Below are 21,133 nucleotides of genomic sequence, written 5' to 3' on the forward strand. Positions count from 1 at the left end.
TGTTTCAGACGCCATGGCTTCGCGCCATGAAGCAAAACATTGTAGTGGCGTCACTGCGCGCCGGAGTTGGCCGGATCGCCCGGCGCCGGACCCGCTTGCGACGGCGCGGGTCGGGCCACGCCCGGCGCAGGCGCAGCATCCGGGGACACGGAATAGGGCACCAGCGGAATCAACGGCGCCAGTTCGCCGCCGGCGCCGGTATCGGCCGGCGGTGCGGCGCCGGTCGGGCTCTGCTCCTCAGTCGCGAGTGCACCGCTGGCTTCATCCGGCGCTGGTGGGGCGGGCAGCGGGAACGCCCTGGGCGCCGCAAAGCGCGCGCGCGGATCGATCACGCGGCCGTTCAGGGCGCGCTGGAAGAAGTTGCCCACGATGGGCAGCGCACTGTGCGCACCCTGCCCCCAGTAGTCGTTCAGGGTCACACGGTTGTCGTTGAAGCCGACCCAGGCGCCGGCCACCAGTTGCGGCTGCATCAGGATGAACCAGCCATCGGTGTTGTCCTGCGTGGTGCCGGTCTTGCCCGCCACGTCGGCCGTGATACCGAAGGTGCTGCGAATGCCGGCACCCGTGCCGCGGTCGATGACGCCGCGCATCACGTCGAGCAGCGTTTGCGCGGCGGCGACGGGCAGGGCCTGCTGCGGCGCCGCGTGATGAAACTCTTCGAGCACCTTGCCGTTTCTGTCCTCGATGCGCGTGACCATCATCGGCTCGATGTAGGCGCCATCGTTGGCGATGGTGCTGTAGCTCGATACCATTTCCTTCAGGGTCACGGGGCTGGTGCCCAGCGCCAGCGAGGGCACCTGCTCGAGCTTGCTCTGGCGCACGCCCATGGCCCGGGCCAGACTGGCCACCTTGGCCGGGCCCACGGTCTGCATGACCTGCGCCGTGATGGTGTTGATGGAATGCACGAGCCCGTCGCGCAGGGTCATCGTGCGCCCGCTGGGCCCGCCCGCGTCGCTCGGCTGCCAGACGGCGCCGCCCCCGAGCGGAATCTCCACCGCCTTGTCCACAAACGTGTCGGTGGGGAGCGCACCCTGCTCGAATGCGGCGCCATAGACAAAGGGCTTGAAGGTCGATCCCGGCTGCCGGCGTGCCTGCTGCACATGGTCGAACGGGTCCTGCGTGAAGTCGCGGCTGCCGACCCAGGCCATGACATGCCCATTCCTCGGGTCCATCGCCACGAAGCCGGCCTGCACACGGGTCGTCTTTTGCCGCAGCTCGCGCATGAAGTCCGCGTCGGACTGCAACTCCTTCAGCGCCTGCTCGTCCGTCAGGCCCGAATCGACCGCTACCTTGTATTCGGAAGTGGCGCGCACAAAGGCGCGCACCAGATTCTTCTTCGCGCTCCAGGCACGCGGCCCCCACTCGGCATTGGCCACACCCTGCAGCCGGTCGGCCTGGCGCTTCACCGCCTGGTTGGCCATGGTCTGCAACCGCGAGTCGATGGTGGTGTGCACCACAAGCCCGTCGGCGTAGATGTTGTAGTCGTTGCGGTCGGCCCAGTCGATCAGCCAGCGGCGCAAATACGCCGTGAAGTGTGGCGCCGGGCCCTGCTGCTCGATCTGCCGCTCGAAATCCACCTTGAGCGGCTTCTTCTGGAGCGCCCCCAACTTCGCCGGGCTCAGCTTGTTGTACTTGGCCATCTGGGCCAGCACCGTGTTGCGGCGCTCCACCGCACGCTCGGGGTTCAGCACCGGGTTGTAGTAGCTCGTGCCCTTGAGCATGCCGATCAGCGTGGCGCTCTCCAGCACATCGAGCTTGTCCGCCGGCTTGTCGAAGTAGGTGCGCGCCGCCATTTCAATGCCATAGGCGTTGTACAGGAACGGTACGGTGTTGAGGTAGGTCTCCAGAATCTCGCGCTTGGAATAGACGGACTCGATCTTCAGCGCCGTGATGGCTTCCTTGATCTTGCGTGTCAGGGTCTGGGCGCGGCCCACCTGGTCGGGATACAGGTTGCGCGCGAGCTGCTGCGTGATGGTGGAGCCGCCCTGCGTGTCGCCGCCAAAGGTGTGCAGCGCGGCCGAGGCCGTGCGCTTGAAGTCGATGCCGTGGTGCTGGTAAAACCGGTGGTCTTCCGTGGCGATCAGCGCATCCACCACATGCGGCGAGATGTCGCCCAGCTTGGTCCAGTGCCGGTTGGCGCGTTTGAATACGGCCAGCTCCATGTTGTCGCTCGACAGCACGATGGCAGGCTGCTGCACCCTGGCCTTCTCGATGTTCTTGATGCTCGGGGTAAACGGAATCAGGATCAGGACGTACAGCAGCACCAGCACCGGCAACGCAGCCAGCGACTGGGCGATGCCACGCCGGGTGGGGTGCCGCAGGCGGCGAAGAATCTCCGCCAGCAAGGGCTGGACTCGGGTCATGTCGATTTTCATGAAGTCCCAAGTCTAGAGCAGTCGCCGCCCTGCCCCGGCATATGGCGGACAACCCCGGATTCCGTCTTCCTCAGGGCACCCGCGTCATATTCCCGTCAAGCCCCTGGCGCCGCAGGAACCAGCCCGTATTGCGCCATGACGGAGAGCAGCATCGCACGATCTGGCGGGCCGCCTGCATTGATGACGGCGGCGACATCCCGAAAGTACTGCGCGCCGATATCGGGCGTCTGGATGATCAGGGCGCGCGCGACTTCTGTGTGCGGATTGTCGAACTGGTGAACCGAGCCTTTTGGTGAAAACATCCAGTCTCCGGGTCCCAGATCGCGCGTGACCTCGTCTACGCGATAGCGCAACGTCCCCTCGACAACGTACAGGCATTCATCATTCTTCGAATGACTGTGCGGCGGCGGAACGTTTGCGCCTGGCGGCACGGTTAATTCGAACATGCCCATACCGCCGCTGGCAGAGCCATCGACGAAGTATTTGATTTTCAGTTGGCCGACCTGGATTATTTCGGAATGCGCCATCGCTTGCCTCCCGTGGTGGGGTTAATGGCCCGGTGGAAACGCTTACAAGGTCGCACAGGCCGCCGATATCATGCGCCGGCTGGACCAGCGGTGCAAGCGCACTTCCCACTTGCGCGCATCCCTTGACGGCAAGAAGTGCGCCTCGCAGTCCCCGTTACACTGGCCTGCCCCCACCATGCCTTTCACCTCACTCGGCCTATCCCCCGCACTCGTTGCCGCCGCCGGCGAGCAGGGCTTTGCCACGCCCACACCGATCCAGGCGCAAGCCATTCCCGCCATTTTGCAGGGCGCCGATCTGCTGGGCTCGGCGCAGACCGGCTCGGGCAAGACCGCCGCCTTCGCCCTGCCCCTGTTGCAACTGTTGCAAGAAGGCCGCCAACACACGCCCCGCCGGGTTCGCGCGCTCATCCTGGTGCCCACGCGCGAACTCGCCGCGCAGGTCGGCGAGGTGCTGCGCAGCCTGGCGCAGCATTTGCCGCAGCCTCTCAAGGTCGCCGTGCTGTTTGGCGGCGTCTCGATCAACCCGCAGATGATGGGCCTGCGCGGCGGCGCCGACATGGTGGTGGCCACGCCCGGGCGCCTGCTGGACCTGGTGGCGCATAACGCGCTCAAACTCCAATCTGTCAGCCTGCTGGTGCTGGACGAGGCGGATCGCCTGCTGGACCTGGGTTTTGCCGAAGAACTGAGCCGCGTGCTGGCCTTGCTGCCGGCCCGGCGCCAAAACCTGTTTTTCTCGGCCACATTTCCACCCGCGGTGCAAGCGCTGGCCGAGGGCCTGCTGCGCGAGCCGGTGCGCGTTCATGTCGACGCCACTCCGGCGAACGAGCCCGCCATCCTGCAACGCGTGATCCAGGTGGATGCCAGCCGCCGCACCGAGCTGCTGCGCCACCTGATCAAGACCCACGGCTGGCAGCGGGTGCTGGTATTCGTCGCCACCAAATACGCCGCCGGACATGTGGCCGCCAAGCTCTACGACCGGGGCGTCTTCGCCACGCCTTTTCACGGCGACTTGAGCCAGGGCGCGCGCAAGCAGGTGCTGGACGAATTCAAGGCCGAGCGATGGGAAGTGGTGGTCACCACCGACCTGGCCGCGCGCGGCCTCGACATTACGCAGTTGCCGGTGGTGCTGAACTACGACCTGCCCCGCTCGGCCGTGGACTATGTGCACCGCATCGGCCGCACCGGCCGCGCCGGGGAGAGCGGCCTGGCCGTCAGCTTTGTGAGCGCGGACACCGAGGCGCACTTCCGCCTGATCGAAAAGCGCCAGCACCTGAGCCTGCCGCGTGAGCAGATTCCCGGCTTCGAGCCCACCGAGTTGGCGGCAGACGCAACGAGCGTCGCCGCGCCCGGCACCGGCGGCATCAAGGGCAAGCGCCCGAGCAAGAAAGACAAGCTGCGCCAGAGCCTGAACCGTTCGTCCTGAGCCTGTCGAAGGACTTCGACAGGCTCAGCCCGAACGGACCTCAACCGCCGGCGGCTGGCTGCTTACGACCCGTCTTCGTCCAGAAAATTGGCGGCAGATTCGGCGGAAGCCGCCGAGGCCGCCGCGCCGCGAGCACCTGCCGGCCGGGCAGTGCGATGGCCCGGTTTGGCCAAAATCTCCACATAGAACTGCGCGCCCCCGTCTTTGGCCACGCCATCGATCAGGCCGGTCAGCGTGGCGAAGTGCACCACCTCGGCCTTGTCTTGCGCGAGACCAAACCTGCAGTCGAAGTCCCAAAAATCCGCACCCGCAGGCAGTTCGCGCCGGCGCTCGCGCTTGACGTATTTGCGGATCTCGTGCTTGACCGCGTCGAGCACCCGGTCGCGGTTCTTGCCTTCGATGTTGAGCTGGAATGTTTTCTTCATGGGCCATGGTACCGCGGGTACGGCGCCCCCTCAGGCCTTGCCCGGCACCTGCATGCGGGTCGAGCCCAGGTGCAGGCCGGCATCCAGCAGCAACAACTCGCCCGTCACGGTGCGTGCGCCGTCAATCAGCCAGACGATGGCGTCGGCCACGTCTTCGGGCGTGCTGGCCCGGCCCAGCGCGGTGTTCTGCTCGGTCAGGGCCTTGACCTTGTCGAACCCTTCCTGCCCCAGCCCGTCCACGAACCAGCGCGAGGTGATCATGCCCGGGCACACCGCGTTGACACGGATCTCGGGCGCCAGGGCGCGCGCCAGGTACAGCGTCATGGAATTGACCGCGCCCTTGGACGCGATGTAGGGCACCGACGAGCCAATGCCCAGCGACCCCGCCACCGACGACACGTTGACGATGGCCCCCTGCGCGGCCTTCAGGTGCGGCGCGCAGGTGCGCACCATCTGGAACGGGCCGACCGCGTTCACCCCAAAGATGCGCTGGAAGGTCTGCGCGTCCAGCGCGTCCCAGTTGGCCGCGCCGCCGAAGGTGGAAATACCCGCGTTGTTGACCAGCGCATCGATGCGCCCCCAGCGCGCCACGGCGCCCTGCGCCAGCGCCTTGCAGTCGGCATCAAGGGCCACGTCGCCGCGCAGCAGCAGCGTGTCGGCCCCCGCCTCGCGGCAGGCGGCCTCGCTCTGACGGGCCTCGGCCTCGCTTTTTGAGTAGTTGATCAGCACGTCGTAGCCGCGGCGCGCCAGCAGCAGCGCCGTGGCGGCGCCCACGCCGGTTGCCGAGCCGGTGACGATGGCGACTTTGCGTTCAGTCATGGTGAGTCTCCAGGGTTGTTTCAGCGATTGTGCCCGCAGCGGGCGCGCCGGCCCGGCTATGCTGCCCCCATGCACAACCACCAAACCACGGCCTCGAAGGAAGAAATTGCCCTGCTCGAACCGTTCGACCGCCTGGGCCTGGACCGCATCGAGCTCGTCGCCACCAAGGCGCAGGCCGAGCAGGCGCGGGCCGAACTGGCCGGCGCACCAGCCTGGGGCTTCGATACCGAATCGAAACCCACCTTTGTCAAAGACCAGGCCTCCGAAGGACCGCACATCGTGCAGCTGTCCACGCTGGACAAGGCCTACATCTTCCAGCTGCAAGACCCGGGCTGCCGCGCCGTGACAGCCGCCCTGCTGGCACTGCCCGGCGTCACCAAGGCCGGCTTCGGCCTGGGCGACGACCGCAAGCGCATCATCCACAAGCTGGGCGTGGAGCCCCAGGGTGTGCTGGAGCTCAACACCGTCTTTCGCGAGCGCGGCTACCGCAAGGACATGGGCGTCAAAGGTGCCGTGGCCGTGCTGTTTCAGCGGCGCTACATCAAGTCGCGCAAGGCCACCACCTCAAACTGGGCCCACCCGCGGCTCACCGAGGCGCAGCTGATTTACGCCGCCAACGACGCCTGGGCCGCGCTGCGGGTGTTCTACGCGCTGGGCTTGCGCTGACCGGCCCCCCTGAGCGGCCCCGATTCCCCTGCTGGCGTCGGACTACTACCAGCTGCTGGCCGACTACGTCGCTACGCAGCATCGCGGGCATAGGACCGTTTTCCTCGGACCGCACCATCGGCGAATATGCCGACGACATCTGGAACGCACATCCGCTGTTCCCCGAAGTGGACACCGCCTGAGGCGGGCGACGACGGACACGCCGATTCCTCCAAGAAACCAGCACTTTCCAGCGTCGAGTGGTCCTGTTTTGCGATGGATCAAGCGGCTGCGATCATGCCTGGCGCACCATGGCGGCATGGGGATTCAAGCCCATGCACCGCACTGCCGAGGAGGATTTCACCGATGCCAAGCCCCGAGACGATGCGCATCCTGTCACTGGCCGGAGGCGGTTACCTTGGCCTGTTCACGGCCGTGACGCTGGCGGCGCTGGAGGCGCGCGTGGGCGAGCCGCTGGGCCGGCGCTTCGACCTCATCGCCGGCACCTCGGTTGGGGGCATCCTGGCCATCGGCCTGGCGTATGAAGTGCCGATGCAGTCCATGGTCGACCTGTTCCGCGAAAAAGGCCGGCAAGTGTTTTCCGCGCGCGCCCTGCCCTCGGGCGCCATCGGGCGGATGGTGGACCTGAGCCGCTCGGTGCTCAGCCCCAAGTACAGTGGCGAGGCGCTGCGCCTGGCGCTTGAGCAAGAGCTGGGCACGCGCACGCTGGGCGAAGCGCTGCACCCGGTTGTTATCCCGGCGGTCAATGTCACGCGCAGTCTGACCAAGATCTTCAAGACGCCGCACAGTGCCGCTTCGCGCGGGGACGAGGCGCTGCGCGCCGTGGATGTGGCCATGGCCACCTGCGCGGCGCCAGGGTACTTCCCGGCAGTGCGCATCGGTGACGACCTGTTTGCCGATGGCGGCATGTTCGCCGTGGCGCCCGACATGGTCGCGTTGCACGAGGCCGGGCATTTCATGAAGGTGAGTGCTGCGCGGGTGCGCATGTTGTCCATCGGCACCGCCACCGGCGCTTACCGGCCGTCGGGCGGCGCGCGCAGCGACGACGGCGCCGTTGCCTGGTTCAGAGACGGACGCCTGCTGCTGACGCTGGTGTCGGTGCAGCAGCAGCATGTGCAGGCCATGATGGAGGACCGGCTGGGTGAACGTTATCTGCATATCGACGCATCCTGGCCGGAAGATGCGGGGCTGGGCATCGACGTGGCAACCCCTGAAGCCTCGCAGATCCTGTCGGCACTGGCGCGCGCGGCCGTCGACGGCACGGACAGCCAGGCACTCGAAACCTTTCTGCAGGCACGGCCACGTGCCGTGCGCTCGGCGCCACCCCATATTTCCTTTCCTTGACGCAGCGCAATCCGGCGTGCATGCGGCAGCCGTAGCATGGTTCGAAGTCACTGTGGCGCTGTCTCCGTCTGCCTGGTGGCCGGGTCCGGTCCTGTGAACTTTGAAATGGGTGAACTCATGAACACTTTGACCAAGATGGCGCTGGGCCTGATCGGGCAGTTCAAACCCGCGCCCGCCGAGGGTTACGCAGTCAGCACGCTGCCGCTTCCGCCGGCGCAGACCACGGGCGGCCAGCCGCTGATGCACGCACTTCAGCAGCGCCAGTCGCAGCGCGAGTTTGACCCTGCGCCGCTGCCCTTGCAGACGTTGTCGAACCTGCTCTGGGCCGCTGGCGGCGTGAACCGGCCGGCGCTGGGCGGGCGGACCGCGCCCAGTGCGCTGAATGCGCAGGAGATCGACATCTACGTGGCCTTACCGGGTGGCCTGTACCGCTACGACGCACCCCCACACCGGCTGCGCATGGTCGGCGCCATCGACGTGCGGCGCGTGACGGGGTACCAGGACTTCGTCGATACAGCGCCGCTGGACCTGGTGTATGTGGCGCAGCACCGGCGCATTGCCCTGGTGCCCGCGAGCCAGCGCGACTCCTATGCATGGTTCGCTGCCGGTGCCATGGCGCAGAACGCCTACCTCTACTGCGCCAGCGAGGGGCTGTCCTGCGTGATCCGGGCCTGGATTGACCGCGGCGCGCTCAGCCAGGCGATGGGACTGTCACCCGATGAGCAGGTATTGGTCGCGCAGACCATGGGCTCGCCGCGGACGGCTGCGGCGAGCTGACGCCCCTCCCACCCCCGAACCCGCAAGGCCTCCATCATGAATTCCGCTCCCCGCTACATCCGCTGGTTCAATCAGATCGGCGACGCCGATGTACCCCTGGTTGGCGGCAAGAACGCTTCGCTTGGCGAGATGTACAGCCGGCTCACGGCGCAAGGCGTGAAAGTTCCGAACGGATTCGCCATCACGGTGCAGGCCTACCGCGCCGTGCTCGATCAGGCCAACGCCTGGCCGGCGCTGCACCAGGCGCTCGACGGGCTGGACGTGGGCGACGTCAATGACCTGGCGCGTCGTGCCCGGGCCGCCCGTGACGTGGTCCTGGCCGCCCCGCTACCCCCCGACCTGGCGGCCGAGATTCTGGCCGCATACCGGAAGCTGCGCGACGAGTACGGCGACGCGCTCACCCTGGCGGTGCGCAGTTCCGCCACCGCGGAGGACCTGCCGACGGCGAGTTTCGCGGGCCAGCATGAAAGTTATCTCAACGTGGCCGGCGAGGCGCGCCTGCTCGACTCGGTCCGCCAGTGTTTCGCCAGCCTGTTCAAGGACCGGGCGATCAGCTACCGCGTGGACCACGGTTTCGACCATTTCAAGGTGTTCCTGTCGGTAGGCGTCATGAAGATGGTGCGCTCCGACCGCGCCGCCAGCGGCGTCATGTTTTCGCTCGATACCGAGACCGGGTTCCGCGACGCGGTGTTCATCACCGGCGCCTACGGACTGGGCGAGAACGTGGTCCAGGGAACGGTCGATCCGGACGAGTTCTACGTCTTCAAGCCGACGCTGCGCAGCGGCCACCGCGCAGTGCTGCGGCGTCGGCTCGGCGGCAAGGAAATCCGCATGGTGTATGCATCGGCGGCCGGGCGCGACACGACGCGCAATGTGCCCACACCGCTCGAAGAGCAGCAGCGTTTCTGCCTCAGCGACGCCGAAGTGCTGACGCTCGCCGACGCCGCGGTGACGATCGAGAACCACTACAGCCGTGAGGCGGGGCGACCCACGCCGATGGACGTCGAGTGGGCCAAGGACGGCCTGGATGGCGAGATCTACATCGTCCAGGCGCGTCCGGAAACGGTGGCATCGCAAAAGCCGTTGAGCCTGGTGCACGAGTACCAACTGGCTGCGCGCGGCGTAGTGCGCGTCAGCGGGCGCGCGGTCGGCACGTCGGTGGTGACCGGAAAGGCGCGCGTCATCACCCACGTGGCACAGCTTGACGAGTTCCAGCCAGGCGAGGTTCTGATCGCCGACACCACCACGCCGGACTGGGGTACGGTGCTGAAGATCGCCGCTGCCGTGGTCACGAACCGGGGCGGGCGCACCTGCCATGCGGCAATCGTGGCGCGCGAGCTTGGCATCCCTGCCGTGGTCGGCTGCGCCAGCGCCACCAGCAGCATCGCCACCGGCGAGGAGATCACGGTATCGTGCGCCGAAGGCAACACCGGCCATGTCTATGCCGGCGCCATCGCCTTCACCCGCACCAGCACCGACGTCTCGTCCCTGGCCCGCCCGCGCACGCACCTCATGGTCAACCTGGGTAACCCGGACCTGGCTTTCCAGACTGCGTCGCTGCCGACTGACGGCGTCGGACTGGCGCGTATGGAATTCATCATTGCCGAGGACATCAAGGTGCATCCGATGGCGCTGGTGCACCCGGAAAAGGTTGCAGATGAAGCCGTACGCGCGCAGATCGAGCGTCTGACGCGGGGTTATGCCCGCCCGCAGGACTATTTCGTGCGCCAGTTGTCCGAGGGCGTGGGAACCATCGCGGCGGCCTTTTATCCGAAGCCGGTGATCGTGCGCATGTCCGACTTCAAGACCAATGAATATGCCAGCCTGCTCGGCGGGAGCTGGTTCGAGCCGGCGGAATCCAACCCGATGATCGGTTTTCGCGGCGCATCGCGTTATTCACATCCGGCCTACGCGCGCGGGTTCGAGCTCGAATGCGCGGCCATGAAACGCGTGCGCGAGGAGATGGGCCTGGACAACGTGCGGCTCATGATTCCGTTCTGCCGCCGTGTGGAGGAAGGCCGGCGGGTGCTGGACGCCATGGCGGCGCAAGGGCTGCGCCGCGGGGTCAACGGGCTGGAGATCTACGTGATGTGCGAGATTCCCAACAACGTGATCCAGATCGACGCCTTCGCCCGGCTGTTCGACGGTTTTTCGATCGGCTCCAACGACCTGACCCAGCTCGTGCTGGGTGTGGACCGGGATTCAGAGATTGTGGCGTTCGACTTCGACGAACGCGACGAGGGCGTCAAGGAGATGATCCGCCAGACCATCGCCGGCGCCAAGCGCAACCAGCGCCACGTCGGGATCTGTGGCCAGGCGCCGTCGGATTATCCAGAGATCGCGCGTTACCTGGTGGAACTCGGCATCGACTCCATGAGCGTGACCCCGGACACCTTCCTGCGGACCACCCGCGACGTGTTGGCGGTGGAACGGGAACTCGGGCGCCCCGCGCGCGGCGTGAACGACTCATTCGCGAAGGAAACATCATGAAAACACCCATCTCGTCCATGATGCAGCGCAGCGTATGGACCGCCAGCATGGACGACAGCATCGAAGTGGTCGAGCGTCTGGTGGCGGAAAAAGGTCTGTCATGGGTGCCGGTACAGGACCCGGGTGGCGCCATCGTGGGCGTCATCAGCGCCTCCGACCTGCTGCAGTTCCACGCCACACGGCGCGACGCGAAACAGGTCTGCGCCTGGGAGCTCTGCACCTACAAGCCGGTAACGGTGACGCCTGACGCCGACGCCAGCAGCGTGGCCTCGATGATGGCAACGCACGGGATTCACCATGTGGTGGTGATGGAAGGGGGCTTGCTGCAAGGGGTTGTCTCGTCGCTCGACTTCGTGCGCCGCTTCGCGGCCGAAGGCGCCGCCGCGCCCGATCAGGAAAGCGGGAACTGAGCGCCGTTGCGCCGCACCGAGCGGCCCCGATTGCCCCTGCTCGCGTCGCAACTGTAAGAAACGCCCGGCCGCGCCGACCAATCCTTGAAGCCACAATGGCTCAAGCGAAAGGAAGCCCCATGAAGAGCCGAAGAAATATTCTGTTAGGCCTTGGCGCTTTGACCGGCGTTCTGGCGGGTGCGCGCGGCCTGTGGTCGAGCACCCGCGCGTATGCGGCGCAAGCCTTCGAGGTGACGCACACCGACGCCGAATGGCGAAAACTGCTCACGCCCGACCAGTACCATATCCTGCGCCAGGCCGGCACGGAGCGGCCTTTCAGCAGCCCGCTGGACAAGGAAAAGCGCGCCGGCGTGTTCAGCTGCGCGGGCTGCGCCCTGCCGCTGTTCTCGTCCGCCACCAAATTCGACAGCGGCACCGGCTGGCCCAGCTTCTGGCAGCCCCTGGACCATGCCGTGGTGGAACAAAGCGACACCAGCCTGTTCATGAAGCGGACCGAAGTGCTGTGCCGCCGCTGCGGCGGGCACCTGGGCCATGTGTTCGACGACGGCCCCAAGCCCACCGGACTGCGCTACTGCATGAACGGTCTGGCCCTGAACTTCAAGGCGGCATGACCATGCGTAATTCACTCCTTCTCATCGTCGGCGGCGTGCTCGCCATGTCTGCCTGGGTTTACATGGGCGGCGGCATGCGCAGCGCCGCAGCAGAAAGCGCCGTCAGGCTGCCCGCGCCGGCGTTCGACATGCCGGCCAACGCCCAAGCGACTCGTGAGACCGCCGTGTTTGCCGGCGGCTGCTTCTGGGGCGTGCAGGGCGTCTTTCAGCACACCAAGGGCGTACTGGACGCCGTATCGGGCTACGCCGGAGGCAGCAAGCCGACCGCCAGCTATGAAATTGTGAGCACCGGCACCACGGGTCATGCCGAATCGGTGCAGGTCACGTACGACCCCAAACAGATTTCCTACGGCAAGCTGCTGCAGATTTATTTCTCGGTGGCGCACGACCCGACCACGCTGAACCGCCAGGGCCCGGACTCGGGCACGCAGTACCGCTCCGCCATTTTTTACGAGAACGCCAGCCAGAAGCAGGTGGCCGAGCGCTACATCGCGCAACTGGACGCCGCCAAGGTATTCCCCCGCAAGATCGTGACGCAGCTCACGGCGCTCACGCCCCCGCTCGCCTTCTACCCCGCCGAGACCTACCATCAGGACTACGCCACGCTGCACCCGAATTCACCTTACATCGCGACGTTTGATCTGCCGAAGATTGCCAACCTTAAAACCATGATGCCGGAGTTGTATCGGGACAAGCCGGTGCTGGTGTCCGAGGTCAGGAATTAGAGTTTGGATGGCGTGGACACACCCAACGCACGCCAGTTTTCTTTCGTACAACGCATAGAGCGGTAACTGCGGCAGTCTACATGCAGACACTCACCCAATTGAGAGATCAGACCAAGTCAAGTTGGGTAATGCCTGCATCAATACGGCCGGAGGCTGAATGGTTCTTGTAGGTCGGCCAATCTGGCGCGTAGTCATCAGCCTGGTTTCCCCATGTGGCCCAGCCGTTTCGCGAACCTCGTGCAAACATTTCAAGATACGCGCCCGGGCTACACGCCTCCACAATGTCATAGAGTTCGTCTGGCTTGCGCGAATGTTCTCGTTTTTGCGTTCGGAGAATATTCACTTGCCGACGCCCCGGCGCCAGAGTACGAGCGTTTTTTCCCCTCACGCCAAACAGCACCAGCTCAGTGGTGTTTCGGAAGTAAAAGCCGACACCCCTGCCATCTGGGCCACCATCTTTACGTACCTTGTGCCATACGATGTTTGACTTGTACTGGAACCCCCACGCCATCATCACAGCCAAGCCTTCCGGCAACAGTGCATTTGGAACCCAAAGGTAGAGGTGCGCCGTGTCCGCTGAAGCATTGGCGACCGGCAAAGCCTTGATATCGTCCAACGTCATCGTGCCGTATCGGTTGAGCCTTCGGTGTTCCGGGGCCACCTTGCCAGTACGGTTCTGGAATTGCCAAGGCGGATCGGCGAGGATTGTTGCAAACTTCTTCCCTCCAATCCGTTGCGCAAAATCATCGGCTGCAGACTGCGGCGAAGTTTGTGAAATCATGGTATGTCCTGCACGTAGAGTTGTTTGCTGATGCCAAGAACCAATATCGGGCAGCCACCCCCGCTGCCACCATTGATGCGCGGTAGAAGCTTGCCCATATGAGTGGTTGAAGCACCGTAGCTCGAGCCACGTCCCAAATCATCAAAAATTTTCTGCAACGCGTCGGTCCGGGTAATGATGACACCGACGCTCACGGCCCGCAGGTCAAACAGAAGACGAAAGTTGTTCAGATCCCGATCGAAGAACGGATCCTTGTTGTTCCACTCAATTTCCACCGCAACACGATTTTTGAAGCAGTCGATCTTGTGGGTAGGTGACTGACTGGGCACTCCATCGACCATGATTTGAGTATCAAATTGCTTTTCGACCCACCCACGGTCATACAGGAAAGTATCAATATTTTCAGAAACCTTGCTTTTTCGTCCGCCGCCAACGGTAATCCAGCTCTTTTGAAGACGGAACTGGATAAGCAATTCACACAGGTCCTTCCATTGGTCCGGAAAATCTTGACGAAGGATGGCACAAGCATGTTTCCACTCCTGAACCTCGTAGTTTTGGCGGATAAACAGCGGCAAAAGGTCAATACTCATGAACAATACTGTTGAAAGATCCAGTTATCCAAAGATGATATCTGAATCTGGAGGAAGGTCCAGCATCACATGTCTATAACGAATGGCTCGCGTGATGCACTTACCAAAATCAGGCGTGCACCGCCTGCCCCAACCGCCCAATCCCTTCCTCGATCTTCCCCACATCCGCCGTCGCAAAGCTAAGTCGCAGGGTCGATAGATCAGGGTTGTTCGCATAAAACGGCGCACCCGGCACAAAGGCCACGCCCTTCTCGATCGCGCGCCGGGCCAGTTCGTTGCCATCCTTCACCTTGCCGCCCGCGCCCGTCAGGCGCGCCCAGACGAACAGGCCGCCCTGCGGCTGCACGAACTCGATGGCGTCGCCCAGGTCCTTGCGCAGCGCGTTGCCCATGGCCTGGGCGCGCTCGGCGTACACCTTGCGCACATGCGCCAGCGTGGCGGGCATGCGGCCGGCCTTGAGGTATTGCGCGGCGGTGGCCTGGGCGAAGGTGCTGGTGTGGGCATCGCTGAACTGCTTGCACATGGTGGCCTTGGCCAGCAGCTCGGGCGGCGCCACCATCCAGCCCACGCGCAGGCCGGGGCTCAGCACCTTGCTCATGGTGCCGCAGTGCGCCAGCCAGTCGCGGCTGCCGGGGACCTGGCTGCTGAGCGCCAGGATGCTGGGCGGCGGCGCTGCGTTGAAGTACAGGTCGCCATACGGATCGTCTTCGACGATCAGCGTCTGGTATTTGACGGCGAGTTCCAGCACCTTTTTGCGGCGCTCCAGGCCCAGCAGGGCCCCGCTGGGGTTGCCGAAGGTGGGAATCAGATAGACGAATTTCGGCTTGTGCTCGGCCATGAGTTTTTCCAGCACATCGGTCTGCACGCCGTTCGCGTCGATCGGTGCGCTGATGACGTCCGCGCCATACAGGCGAAAGCACTGGATGGTGGCAAGAAAAGTCGGCGCTTCCACGATCACCTTGTCGCCGGGGCCGATCAGGGTCTTGCCGATCAGGTCCAGCGCCTGCTGGCTGCCGGTGGTGACGATCAGGCCCTCGGGCGCGAGGTCCTTCACGCCCTTGCCGGCCATGAAGGCGGCGAGCTGTTCGCGCAGCGGGTTGTAGCCTTCTGTGGCGCCGTATTGCAGCGCGGCGCCAGGGTCCTGGGTCAGCGCCGCATTGACGGCTTCCTTGATGCCTTCCACGTCGAACATGGCGCTGTCCGGAAAGCCGCCCGCGAACGAAATGATGCCGGGCTTGCCCAGCAGCTTGAAGAGTTCGCGGATGGCGGAGGTTTCGACGTTATTGAGTCGATCGGCAAATGGCAGGGGCATGGGAAAATCCGTCCATGAAGAAAGAAAACATCGAGCCGTTTTTTGCCGCGTTGAAGGCGGCCAATCCCCAGCCCAATACCGAATTGGAGTATACGAGCGTGTTCGAGCTGCTCACTGCCGTGCTGCTGTCGGCGCAGGCCACCGACGTGGGGGTGAACAAGGCGACGCGCCGGCTGTTTGCGGTGGCCAACACGCCGCAGAAAATCCTGGACCTCGGTTTGGACGGCCTGGAGGGCTACATCAAGACCATCGGCCTGTTCCGCAGCAAGGCCAAACACCTGATGGAGACCTGCCGCATCCTCGTGGCGCAGCACGGCGGCGTGGTGCCGCGCACGCGCGAGGCGCTGGGGGCCCTGCCCGGCGTGGGCCGCAAGACGGCCAACGTGGTGTTGAACGTGGCGTTTGGCGAGCCCACGATGGCGGTGGATACGCACATCTTTCGCGTCGCAAACCGTACCGGCCTGGCACCGGGCAAGACGCCCTATGAGGTGGAGATGCAGCTCATGAAGCGCGTGCCGCCCGAATATCTGGTGGACGCGCACCACTGGCTGATCTTGCTCGGCCGCTATGTGTGCGTGGCGCGCAAGCCGCAATGCTGGCGCTGCGGCGTGGCGCAGTTTTGCGACTATGCACCCAAGACACCGGCGCCTTGAGGTTACTATTAAATCAATAGCTGACGGCCCATAACGGGCGACGGCTGGCACCCGTTTTCATCCTTAGCGTGGCCCTGCCGGGCGATGCTGTCGAAGCGCTTCCATTGCATGCAGAACGGCTTGCTGAGCCGTTGTGACTTTGTCGGTATAAGGCTGCAGCCAGGACGGGATACCGGGAAATGGGTCGCCCGGCTGTTGCGCCGCACCATCGAGCAGAAAGTCTGTCGACTTTCTTTACGCACAAAAATGGCCCTGATTGCAATAGCTTGTCAGCAAACACTATTTTTTCTGGCGCAAAAAATGCGTGTGTCCTCTTTTATCGACTTTTGCCGACAGAAGGAGTCAACTCGCGGCGCCATGGCAGAGCCGGCACACCCAATTTTCATCGAGTTTCGGCGCTGCGCCAGGACGAAGCGGGCAGAGATATGAAGCTGTACGCATGTTTTTTTAAAACGATTTCTGCCTGTGCCCTCACCCTGCTGTCGTGCCTGGCACAGGCGCAACAAGAGCCAGTAGGCTATGTGAAAACCGTGACCGGTGATGCCTGGATCACGACCATGGGCCAGCGCGTGAAAGCAGAGCTGGGGACTGCCGTGATGATTGGAAGCCAGATCAAGACCCAACCGGGAGCATCCCTCGGTGTGACTTTCAAGGACGACACGGTCATGTCATTTGGGCCCGATACCGAAATGAACGTGGATGAATACATTTACGCACCGGCACAGGGGCGGTTGGGACTGGTGACGGAAATGGCCAAAGGCTCGCTGAATTATGTTTCCGGCCTCATTGCCAAACTCAAGCCCGAGGCGGTGGCCATCAAGACGCCCTCGGGCATCATTGGCGTCAGGGGAACCCAGTTTCTCCTGCAGGTGGAACCAGCCAGGTGAAAGGGTTCTGCTCCATTGGCAAGATCGCAGCCGTTCTGGCCATGGCTGCATCGCTGGCCGCTTGTGTCAGCCCGCCAAGTTCCTACATCGTCTTGTTGCCGAATCCCGATGGGACTGTTGGCAGTGTGATCGTTCGGAGTCAACGCGGAGAGCAAGTCGTTTCGCAAGCCGATCAAGGCGTCTTGCTGGATGGGAGCAAAGCGGCCTTTGACGTCCCGCAGACACAAATCGCGCGGGATTTCGGCGCTGCTGTTGCAGCCCGACCGCTCCTGCCAGAGCATTACATGCTGTTCTTTGACCTGGGCACCAGCAATTTAACAGCCGAGTCAAAAAAGGAGCTGCCTCGCATCCTGGACCGCGCACGCGCACGCAAGACCGCTGACATTTCCGTGATCGGGCATACCGACACCTTGGAAAGCGCCTCTTTCAACTATCTACTTGGACTCAAACGAGCCAAAGCCATCGCAGAGAAATTAAGGCATTTGGGGCTCGAAAACATGGAGCTCTCCGTTGAATCGCAAGGTCTGCGAAACCTGCTGGTTCCAACCCCCATGGGAGTTGCCGAACCCCGCAACCGCCGCGTCGAAATAACGATACGGTGACCTTCCGGGCCCGCACTTTATTTCTCTTGCATCACGATGAGGTCATCCTGCGCGCCTGAACGCAGGCGCGCCAGGTGCAGGCTCACCAGCGGGTCATGCGGGTATTTTTGAATGAGCAATTCGAAATGCGCCAGTGCCAGGCCGGCACTGTCCGGGTCTGGAGGGTCCAGCGGGCGCAGCAAACGCATGCCGGCCGCATAATCCGCGGCCGGCGCGGTCAATTCGGCGTTGGTGGCTGCCAGGGGTTCATACACCTCCAGTGGCTGGACTTTGCCCTTGAGGACCAGGAACCCGACGAGGCGTGCAGGAACCCCGGTGCACCCGTCCAGAATCGCCCTGGAAACACATACCCGCGTGCCCAGATGTTTGTTCACGCTCTCCAGGCGTGAAGCGGTATTGATCGGATCACCCAGGGCCCGGTAGTCGAACAGTGTCTTGCCGCCGAAATTTCCGACGATGACTTCTCCGGTGTGTACCCCGATGCGGGTGTATCCCCAGGCGACTCCAGACACCCTCAGCCGCAGGGCATACGCCGTGGCAAAGCGGTCCATCTCGAGTGCGCAGTCCATGGCGCGCTGCCGGTGATCCTGCTGCGGGACGGGTGCAGAAAAAAGGACTGCCAGGGCATCGCCCACGATGCGATCGAGCGTGCCATCGTGTTTGAAAACAATGGCGACCATCCCGTCAAGGTATTCATTGAGTTGCGCAACCGCCTGCGCCGGATCTCCCGCTTCCATCATGCTGGTAAAGCCGGCCAGATCGGTAAAGACAAAGCTGCAGGTCTGGCGCCGTCCTCCCAGTTGGAGCCGCTCGTGGTGCGCGACCAGATGCGCGACCCGATTCGGGGAAACATACCGGGAAAAGGCCTCACGTACCCAGCGTCGCTCCCTCTCGGTGAGCCAGTGGTGAATGCTGCCACCCAGCGCAAATCCGAAGCCAGCGACCAGGGCGGGATATATCGCATCCAGCAAGAGATGGTGCGCAGCGAATGCATAACACCCCCCCGCCACCATCACGGCCAAAACAACCAGCATCGCGAGGACGGCCGACCAGGCGGACGAAGCCAGCGCGAACAGACCGGCCGTCAAAGCGCATAGAACGATCACCAGCGCCTCCAGTCCGCCCACCCAGGCAGGTCGCTCCAGGTATTGCCCGAGCAATATTTGCTCCAAAGCCAGTGCGTGGGTCTCCACGCCCGGCATGACCCCGCCCATGGGACTGAAGCGTAGATCCATCAGTCCGGCGGCCGAACTGCCCACCAGGACGATATCCCCCTCCAGCTTTTCCTTGCCAACCTGGCCATCGAGCACCCGCGCAGCGGAAACGTACCGGTCAGGCTGGGGCCGGGTGTAATACAGCCAGATTTCCCCCTTGGAGTCGGTCGGCACGGTCAGATCACCGATGCGGACATCCGTCATGCCGGCGTCGTTGCTGCGCAGCACGTAATTGCGGGTGCCATGGGCCACACGCAACGCCTCCGCGCTCAGGCTGGGAACGATGTCGTTCCCCAACCGAACGAGCATGGGGACCCGGCGCACCACGCCATCCGCATCGGACGCGAAATTGAGTGCGCCCACCCCCTTGGCCGAAACCATGAGATGGGGCAGTGGCAGCACGATCGAGTCGAACGCATTCAACCACCGCGCCGGATCCCCGCCACCATCGTGAATGATCCGGTACGGAAGATCTGGTTTGCCGGGACCATTCAAGGGATCGGCACGCTGGCCGCTGCGGGCCAAACTGGACCCCAGCACGACGTTTTGCGCCTCGAAGCTTTTCTGAAGCACCAGGTCGTTGTCGGGCAGGGTTTGAAGGAGCGCACTGACTTTGGGATCATTCCAGAGCTGCGCCATGCGTGCGGGGGAAGTTCTATCAGGCTCGGCCAGCAGGACGTCAAACACCACCACGGCAGCACCGGCCGAGTGCAGACGGCTGACCAGCTCTGCCAAACGCGTGCGGGGCCAGGGCCACTGTCCATATTCCTTCAGGCTGGCCTCGTCGATGTCCACCACGCGAACGCCCACAGGGGAATAGGCCCGCGGATACCAACGCTGCAACTGGTCAAACTGCGCCAAACGCAGGTTTTGCAATGGAATCGGATCGACCAGCCGCAATACCAATGCCGCGACAGCCATCGCGATCACGAGCCCTACCGCGACGAGGTTGGACAGTACCCCCGGAAGATTGTGAAGTCGCAGTCTTGAAAACATGATGCAATGGCATTCTCTGCGAAAGCCCGCGCCAAGGCGACTCACAGACGGGCGCCGGCTGACGCCCGTCTCGATCCTCAAACAGGCTCAGTCGGCGTAGATCCCGGCCTTCTTGATCACCGGTCCCCATTTGCCGATTTCTGCCTCCAGATGGGTTCTCAGGCCCGCCGGGGTCATTTTGTCCGAGGGCACGATGTCGGAGCTCAGATCGTTCATGCGCTGCTTGACCATCGGGTCCAGCATCGCCACGCGCAGCGCGGCGTTGAGCTTGTCCATCACCGGCGCCGGCGTGCCCTTGGGCGCGTACATGCCGTGCCAGGCCTTCACCTCGAATCCCTTCAAACCCTGCTCGTCCAGCGTCGCCACGTTGGGCAGCGAGCCCAGCCGCTTGAGGGTGGTCACGCCATACACCTTGAGGCGGCCTTCCTTGATCATGGGCATGGTTTGCGTGGTCTGGTCGCACAGCAGGTCGACCTGGCCGCCGAGCAGATCGTTCATGGCCGGCCCCGTGCCCTTGTAGGGAATGGTGTTGAGTTCGACGCCGATCTGGCTCATGAACATCAGGCCGCACAGGTGCGACACGGCGCCCAGCCCGGCATTGGCGAGGGAGACCTTGTCCTTGTTGGTCCTTACATAGCTCAGCAGCTCATCAAAGTTGTTCGCCGGAAAATCCTTGCGTGCCAGCAGCGTCATCGGCACGTCAACCACCTGACCGACGTATTCGAAGTCTTTCAAAGGGTCGAAGCTCAGCTTGCGGTACAGCGCGGGCGCCGTGGCCATGCCGATGTGGTGCAGGAAAATGGTGTAGCCGTTGGGTGCGGCGCGCGCCACCCGGGTGGCGGCAATCGTGCCGCCGGCGCCCACCGTGTTTTCAATCAGCACGCTTTGCCCCAGGGCCTTGCCCATGGGAACGGCAATCATCCGGGCCACCACATCGGTCGGGCCGCCGGCCGCAAACGGCACCACCAGGATCACGGGTTTTTCGGGATAAGCAATCTCGCTGATCGCCGCCGCATGGGCGCCCAGCACCAGCGCCGCCACGGCCGCGATCCTCAAGGTTTTGAACTTGATCATGTTGTCTTCCTCGTTATGAATTGGTTTATGAATCAATCGGGCCGCGATGCGGGATCACAAACCCGTACCGTGGCGCCGGCCTGCCTCACACAGGTCGCGCGATGGTGACGAAGGATTGCGCCGGGGGCAATGGGCAAAATCCCTTGCCCTGGCGCGAGGGGATGGCTCATGCCGCATCTTTCAGCAACAAGCCCACCCTCAAACTGCGGGCCACGGCCCACAAATCGTCCAGCGCGGCCTGCATCGCAGCCGGCGTGGCCGCGCCGCTGTAGGAGGCCAGGCGCAGCGCCTTGGCCGTGATTTCTTCGCGGCTCAGGGTGTTGCCGGGGTCGCCCTTGGGCTCGTCGACGCGGCCTTGCAGCACGCGGCCATCCGTGGTGGTGACCGTGACCTTGCCGATCCAGCGCTGCGGGTAGGCGCCGTCCACCTCGG

20 protein-coding genes and 1 pseudogene are annotated in these 21,133 nt (G+C 63.9%); 11 read left to right on the forward strand and 10 right to left on the reverse strand.

The annotated features are described in order from the left end of the window. Nucleotides 1–50: 50 nt before the first annotated feature. Entirely contained in the window at nt 51–2,363 is a 2,313-nt protein-coding gene (locus B0E49_RS14540; RefSeq protein WP_502688709.1) for a penicillin-binding protein 1A, read from the reverse strand. A 107-nt stretch (nt 2,364–2,470) separates the two neighbouring features. Beyond that, on the reverse strand, nt 2,471–2,902 hold the full coding sequence (locus tag B0E49_RS14545; RefSeq protein WP_077562918.1) for a cupin domain-containing protein: 432 nt from the start codon (nt 2,900–2,902) through the stop codon (nt 2,471–2,473). A 175-nt stretch (nt 2,903–3,077) separates the two neighbouring features. On the opposite strand from B0E49_RS14545, the gene B0E49_RS14550 reads away from it, so the two are divergent. After that, on the forward strand, nt 3,078–4,325 hold the full coding sequence (locus B0E49_RS14550) for a DEAD/DEAH box helicase (RefSeq protein WP_077562948.1): 1,248 nt from the start codon (nt 3,078–3,080) through the stop codon (nt 4,323–4,325). Nucleotides 4,326–4,387: 62 nt separating this feature from the next. Here the strand turns inward: B0E49_RS14550 and B0E49_RS14555 are convergent, their stop codons facing one another. Together B0E49_RS14555 and B0E49_RS14560 are read right to left on the reverse strand one after the other, a co-directional pair. Continuing rightward, nucleotides 4,388–4,750: a DUF6172 family protein gene (locus tag B0E49_RS14555; protein ID WP_077562919.1), complete on the reverse strand. Its 363-nt coding sequence runs from the start codon at nt 4,748–4,750 to the stop codon at nt 4,388–4,390. 30 nt (nt 4,751–4,780) lie between these two features. Continuing rightward, on the reverse strand, nt 4,781–5,569 hold the full coding sequence (locus B0E49_RS14560) for an SDR family NAD(P)-dependent oxidoreductase (RefSeq protein ID WP_077562920.1): 789 nt from the start codon (nt 5,567–5,569) through the stop codon (nt 4,781–4,783). A 69-nt stretch (nt 5,570–5,638) separates the two neighbouring features. On the opposite strand from B0E49_RS14560, the gene B0E49_RS14565 reads away from it, so the two are divergent. From B0E49_RS14565 to msrA, 7 genes are all read left to right on the forward strand, one after another. Further along, nucleotides 5,639–6,235 carry a 3'-5' exonuclease gene (locus tag B0E49_RS14565; RefSeq protein WP_077562921.1) on the forward strand — a complete coding sequence of 199 codons (597 nt, stop codon included), beginning with the start codon at nt 5,639–5,641 and terminating at the stop codon, nt 6,233–6,235. Nucleotides 6,236–6,580: 345 nt separating this feature from the next. Then, a complete protein-coding gene (locus B0E49_RS14570; protein WP_168175062.1) occupies nt 6,581–7,579 on the forward strand; it encodes a CBASS cGAMP-activated phospholipase in 999 nt (332 codons plus the stop codon). Nucleotides 7,580–7,696: 117 nt separating this feature from the next. Continuing rightward, complete coding sequence (locus tag B0E49_RS14575) at nt 7,697–8,356, forward strand: SagB/ThcOx family dehydrogenase (protein ID WP_077562923.1); 660 nt, start codon at nt 7,697–7,699, stop codon at nt 8,354–8,356. A 36-nt stretch (nt 8,357–8,392) separates the two neighbouring features. Beyond that, nucleotides 8,393–10,846, forward strand: coding sequence for a phosphoenolpyruvate synthase (ppsA, locus tag B0E49_RS14580; RefSeq protein WP_077562924.1), 2,454 nt, complete (start codon nt 8,393–8,395; stop codon nt 10,844–10,846). Beyond that, nucleotides 10,843–11,256, forward strand: coding sequence for a CBS domain-containing protein (locus tag B0E49_RS14585; protein ID WP_077562925.1), 414 nt, complete (start codon nt 10,843–10,845; stop codon nt 11,254–11,256). The genes ppsA and B0E49_RS14585 overlap by 4 nt, the downstream gene beginning before the upstream one ends. A gap of 119 nt (nt 11,257–11,375) precedes the next feature. Then, a complete protein-coding gene (gene msrB, locus B0E49_RS14590; RefSeq protein ID WP_077562926.1) occupies nt 11,376–11,867 on the forward strand; it encodes a peptide-methionine (R)-S-oxide reductase MsrB in 492 nt (163 codons plus the stop codon). A 2-nt stretch (nt 11,868–11,869) separates the two neighbouring features. Beyond that, nucleotides 11,870–12,592, forward strand: a complete 723-nt coding sequence (msrA, locus tag B0E49_RS14595) for a peptide-methionine (S)-S-oxide reductase MsrA (protein ID WP_502688710.1) — start codon at nt 11,870–11,872, stop codon at nt 12,590–12,592. A 106-nt stretch (nt 12,593–12,698) separates the two neighbouring features. On the opposite strand, the gene B0E49_RS14600 is transcribed toward msrA, so the two are convergent. The 3 genes from B0E49_RS14600 to B0E49_RS14610 all read right to left on the reverse strand — a co-directional run bounded on the left by B0E49_RS14600 (nt 12,699) and on the right by B0E49_RS14610 (nt 15,269). Beyond that, the gene (locus B0E49_RS14600; RefSeq protein ID WP_077562928.1) at nt 12,699–13,373 is read right to left on the reverse strand and encodes an MT-A70 family methyltransferase; all 675 of its coding nucleotides are present in this window, start codon (nt 13,371–13,373) and stop codon (nt 12,699–12,701) included. Next, a complete protein-coding gene (locus B0E49_RS14605) occupies nt 13,370–13,963 on the reverse strand; it encodes a BglII/BstYI family type II restriction endonuclease (protein WP_077562949.1) in 594 nt (197 codons plus the stop codon). The genes B0E49_RS14600 and B0E49_RS14605 overlap by 4 nt, the downstream gene beginning before the upstream one ends. 109 nt (nt 13,964–14,072) lie before the next feature. Then, complete coding sequence (locus B0E49_RS14610; protein WP_077562950.1) at nt 14,073–15,269, reverse strand: aminotransferase-like domain-containing protein; 1,197 nt, start codon at nt 15,267–15,269, stop codon at nt 14,073–14,075. A 20-nt stretch (nt 15,270–15,289) separates the two neighbouring features. On the opposite strand from B0E49_RS14610, the gene nth reads away from it, so the two are divergent. The 3 genes from nth to B0E49_RS14630 all read left to right on the forward strand — a co-directional run bounded on the left by nth (nt 15,290) and on the right by B0E49_RS14630 (nt 17,417). Next, a complete protein-coding gene (nth, locus tag B0E49_RS14615; protein WP_077562929.1) occupies nt 15,290–15,928 on the forward strand; it encodes an endonuclease III in 639 nt (212 codons plus the stop codon). 179 nt (nt 15,929–16,107) lie between these two features. Next, nucleotides 16,108–16,815 (forward strand): FecR family protein, encoded by a 708-nt coding sequence (locus B0E49_RS14625; protein ID WP_286138025.1) that lies wholly within the window; start codon nt 16,108–16,110, stop codon nt 16,813–16,815. Continuing rightward, nucleotides 16,812–17,417, forward strand: coding sequence for an OmpA family protein (locus B0E49_RS14630; protein WP_077562932.1), 606 nt, complete (start codon nt 16,812–16,814; stop codon nt 17,415–17,417). The genes B0E49_RS14625 and B0E49_RS14630 overlap by 4 nt, the downstream gene beginning before the upstream one ends. A 17-nt stretch (nt 17,418–17,434) precedes the next feature. Here the strand turns inward: B0E49_RS14630 and B0E49_RS14635 are convergent, their stop codons facing one another. The 3 genes and pseudogenes from B0E49_RS14635 to B0E49_RS14645 all read right to left on the reverse strand — a co-directional run. Continuing rightward, nucleotides 17,435–19,672 carry a CHASE2 domain-containing protein gene (locus B0E49_RS14635; protein ID WP_286138026.1) on the reverse strand — a complete coding sequence of 746 codons (2,238 nt, stop codon included), beginning with the start codon at nt 19,670–19,672 and terminating at the stop codon, nt 17,435–17,437. Nucleotides 19,673–19,714: 42 nt separating this feature from the next. Further along, nucleotides 19,715–20,701, reverse strand: a complete 987-nt coding sequence (locus B0E49_RS14640) for a tripartite tricarboxylate transporter substrate binding protein BugD (protein WP_077562934.1) — start codon at nt 20,699–20,701, stop codon at nt 19,715–19,717. A gap of 166 nt (nt 20,702–20,867) precedes the next feature. After that, nucleotides 20,868–21,133 (reverse strand): annotated as a pseudogene (locus B0E49_RS14645) (MmgE/PrpD family protein); the annotation flags it as partial.

The sequence above is a fragment of the Polaromonas sp. C04 genome, from assembly GCF_002002705.1.
Lineage (GTDB): Bacteria > Pseudomonadota > Gammaproteobacteria > Burkholderiales > Burkholderiaceae_C > Rhodoferax_A.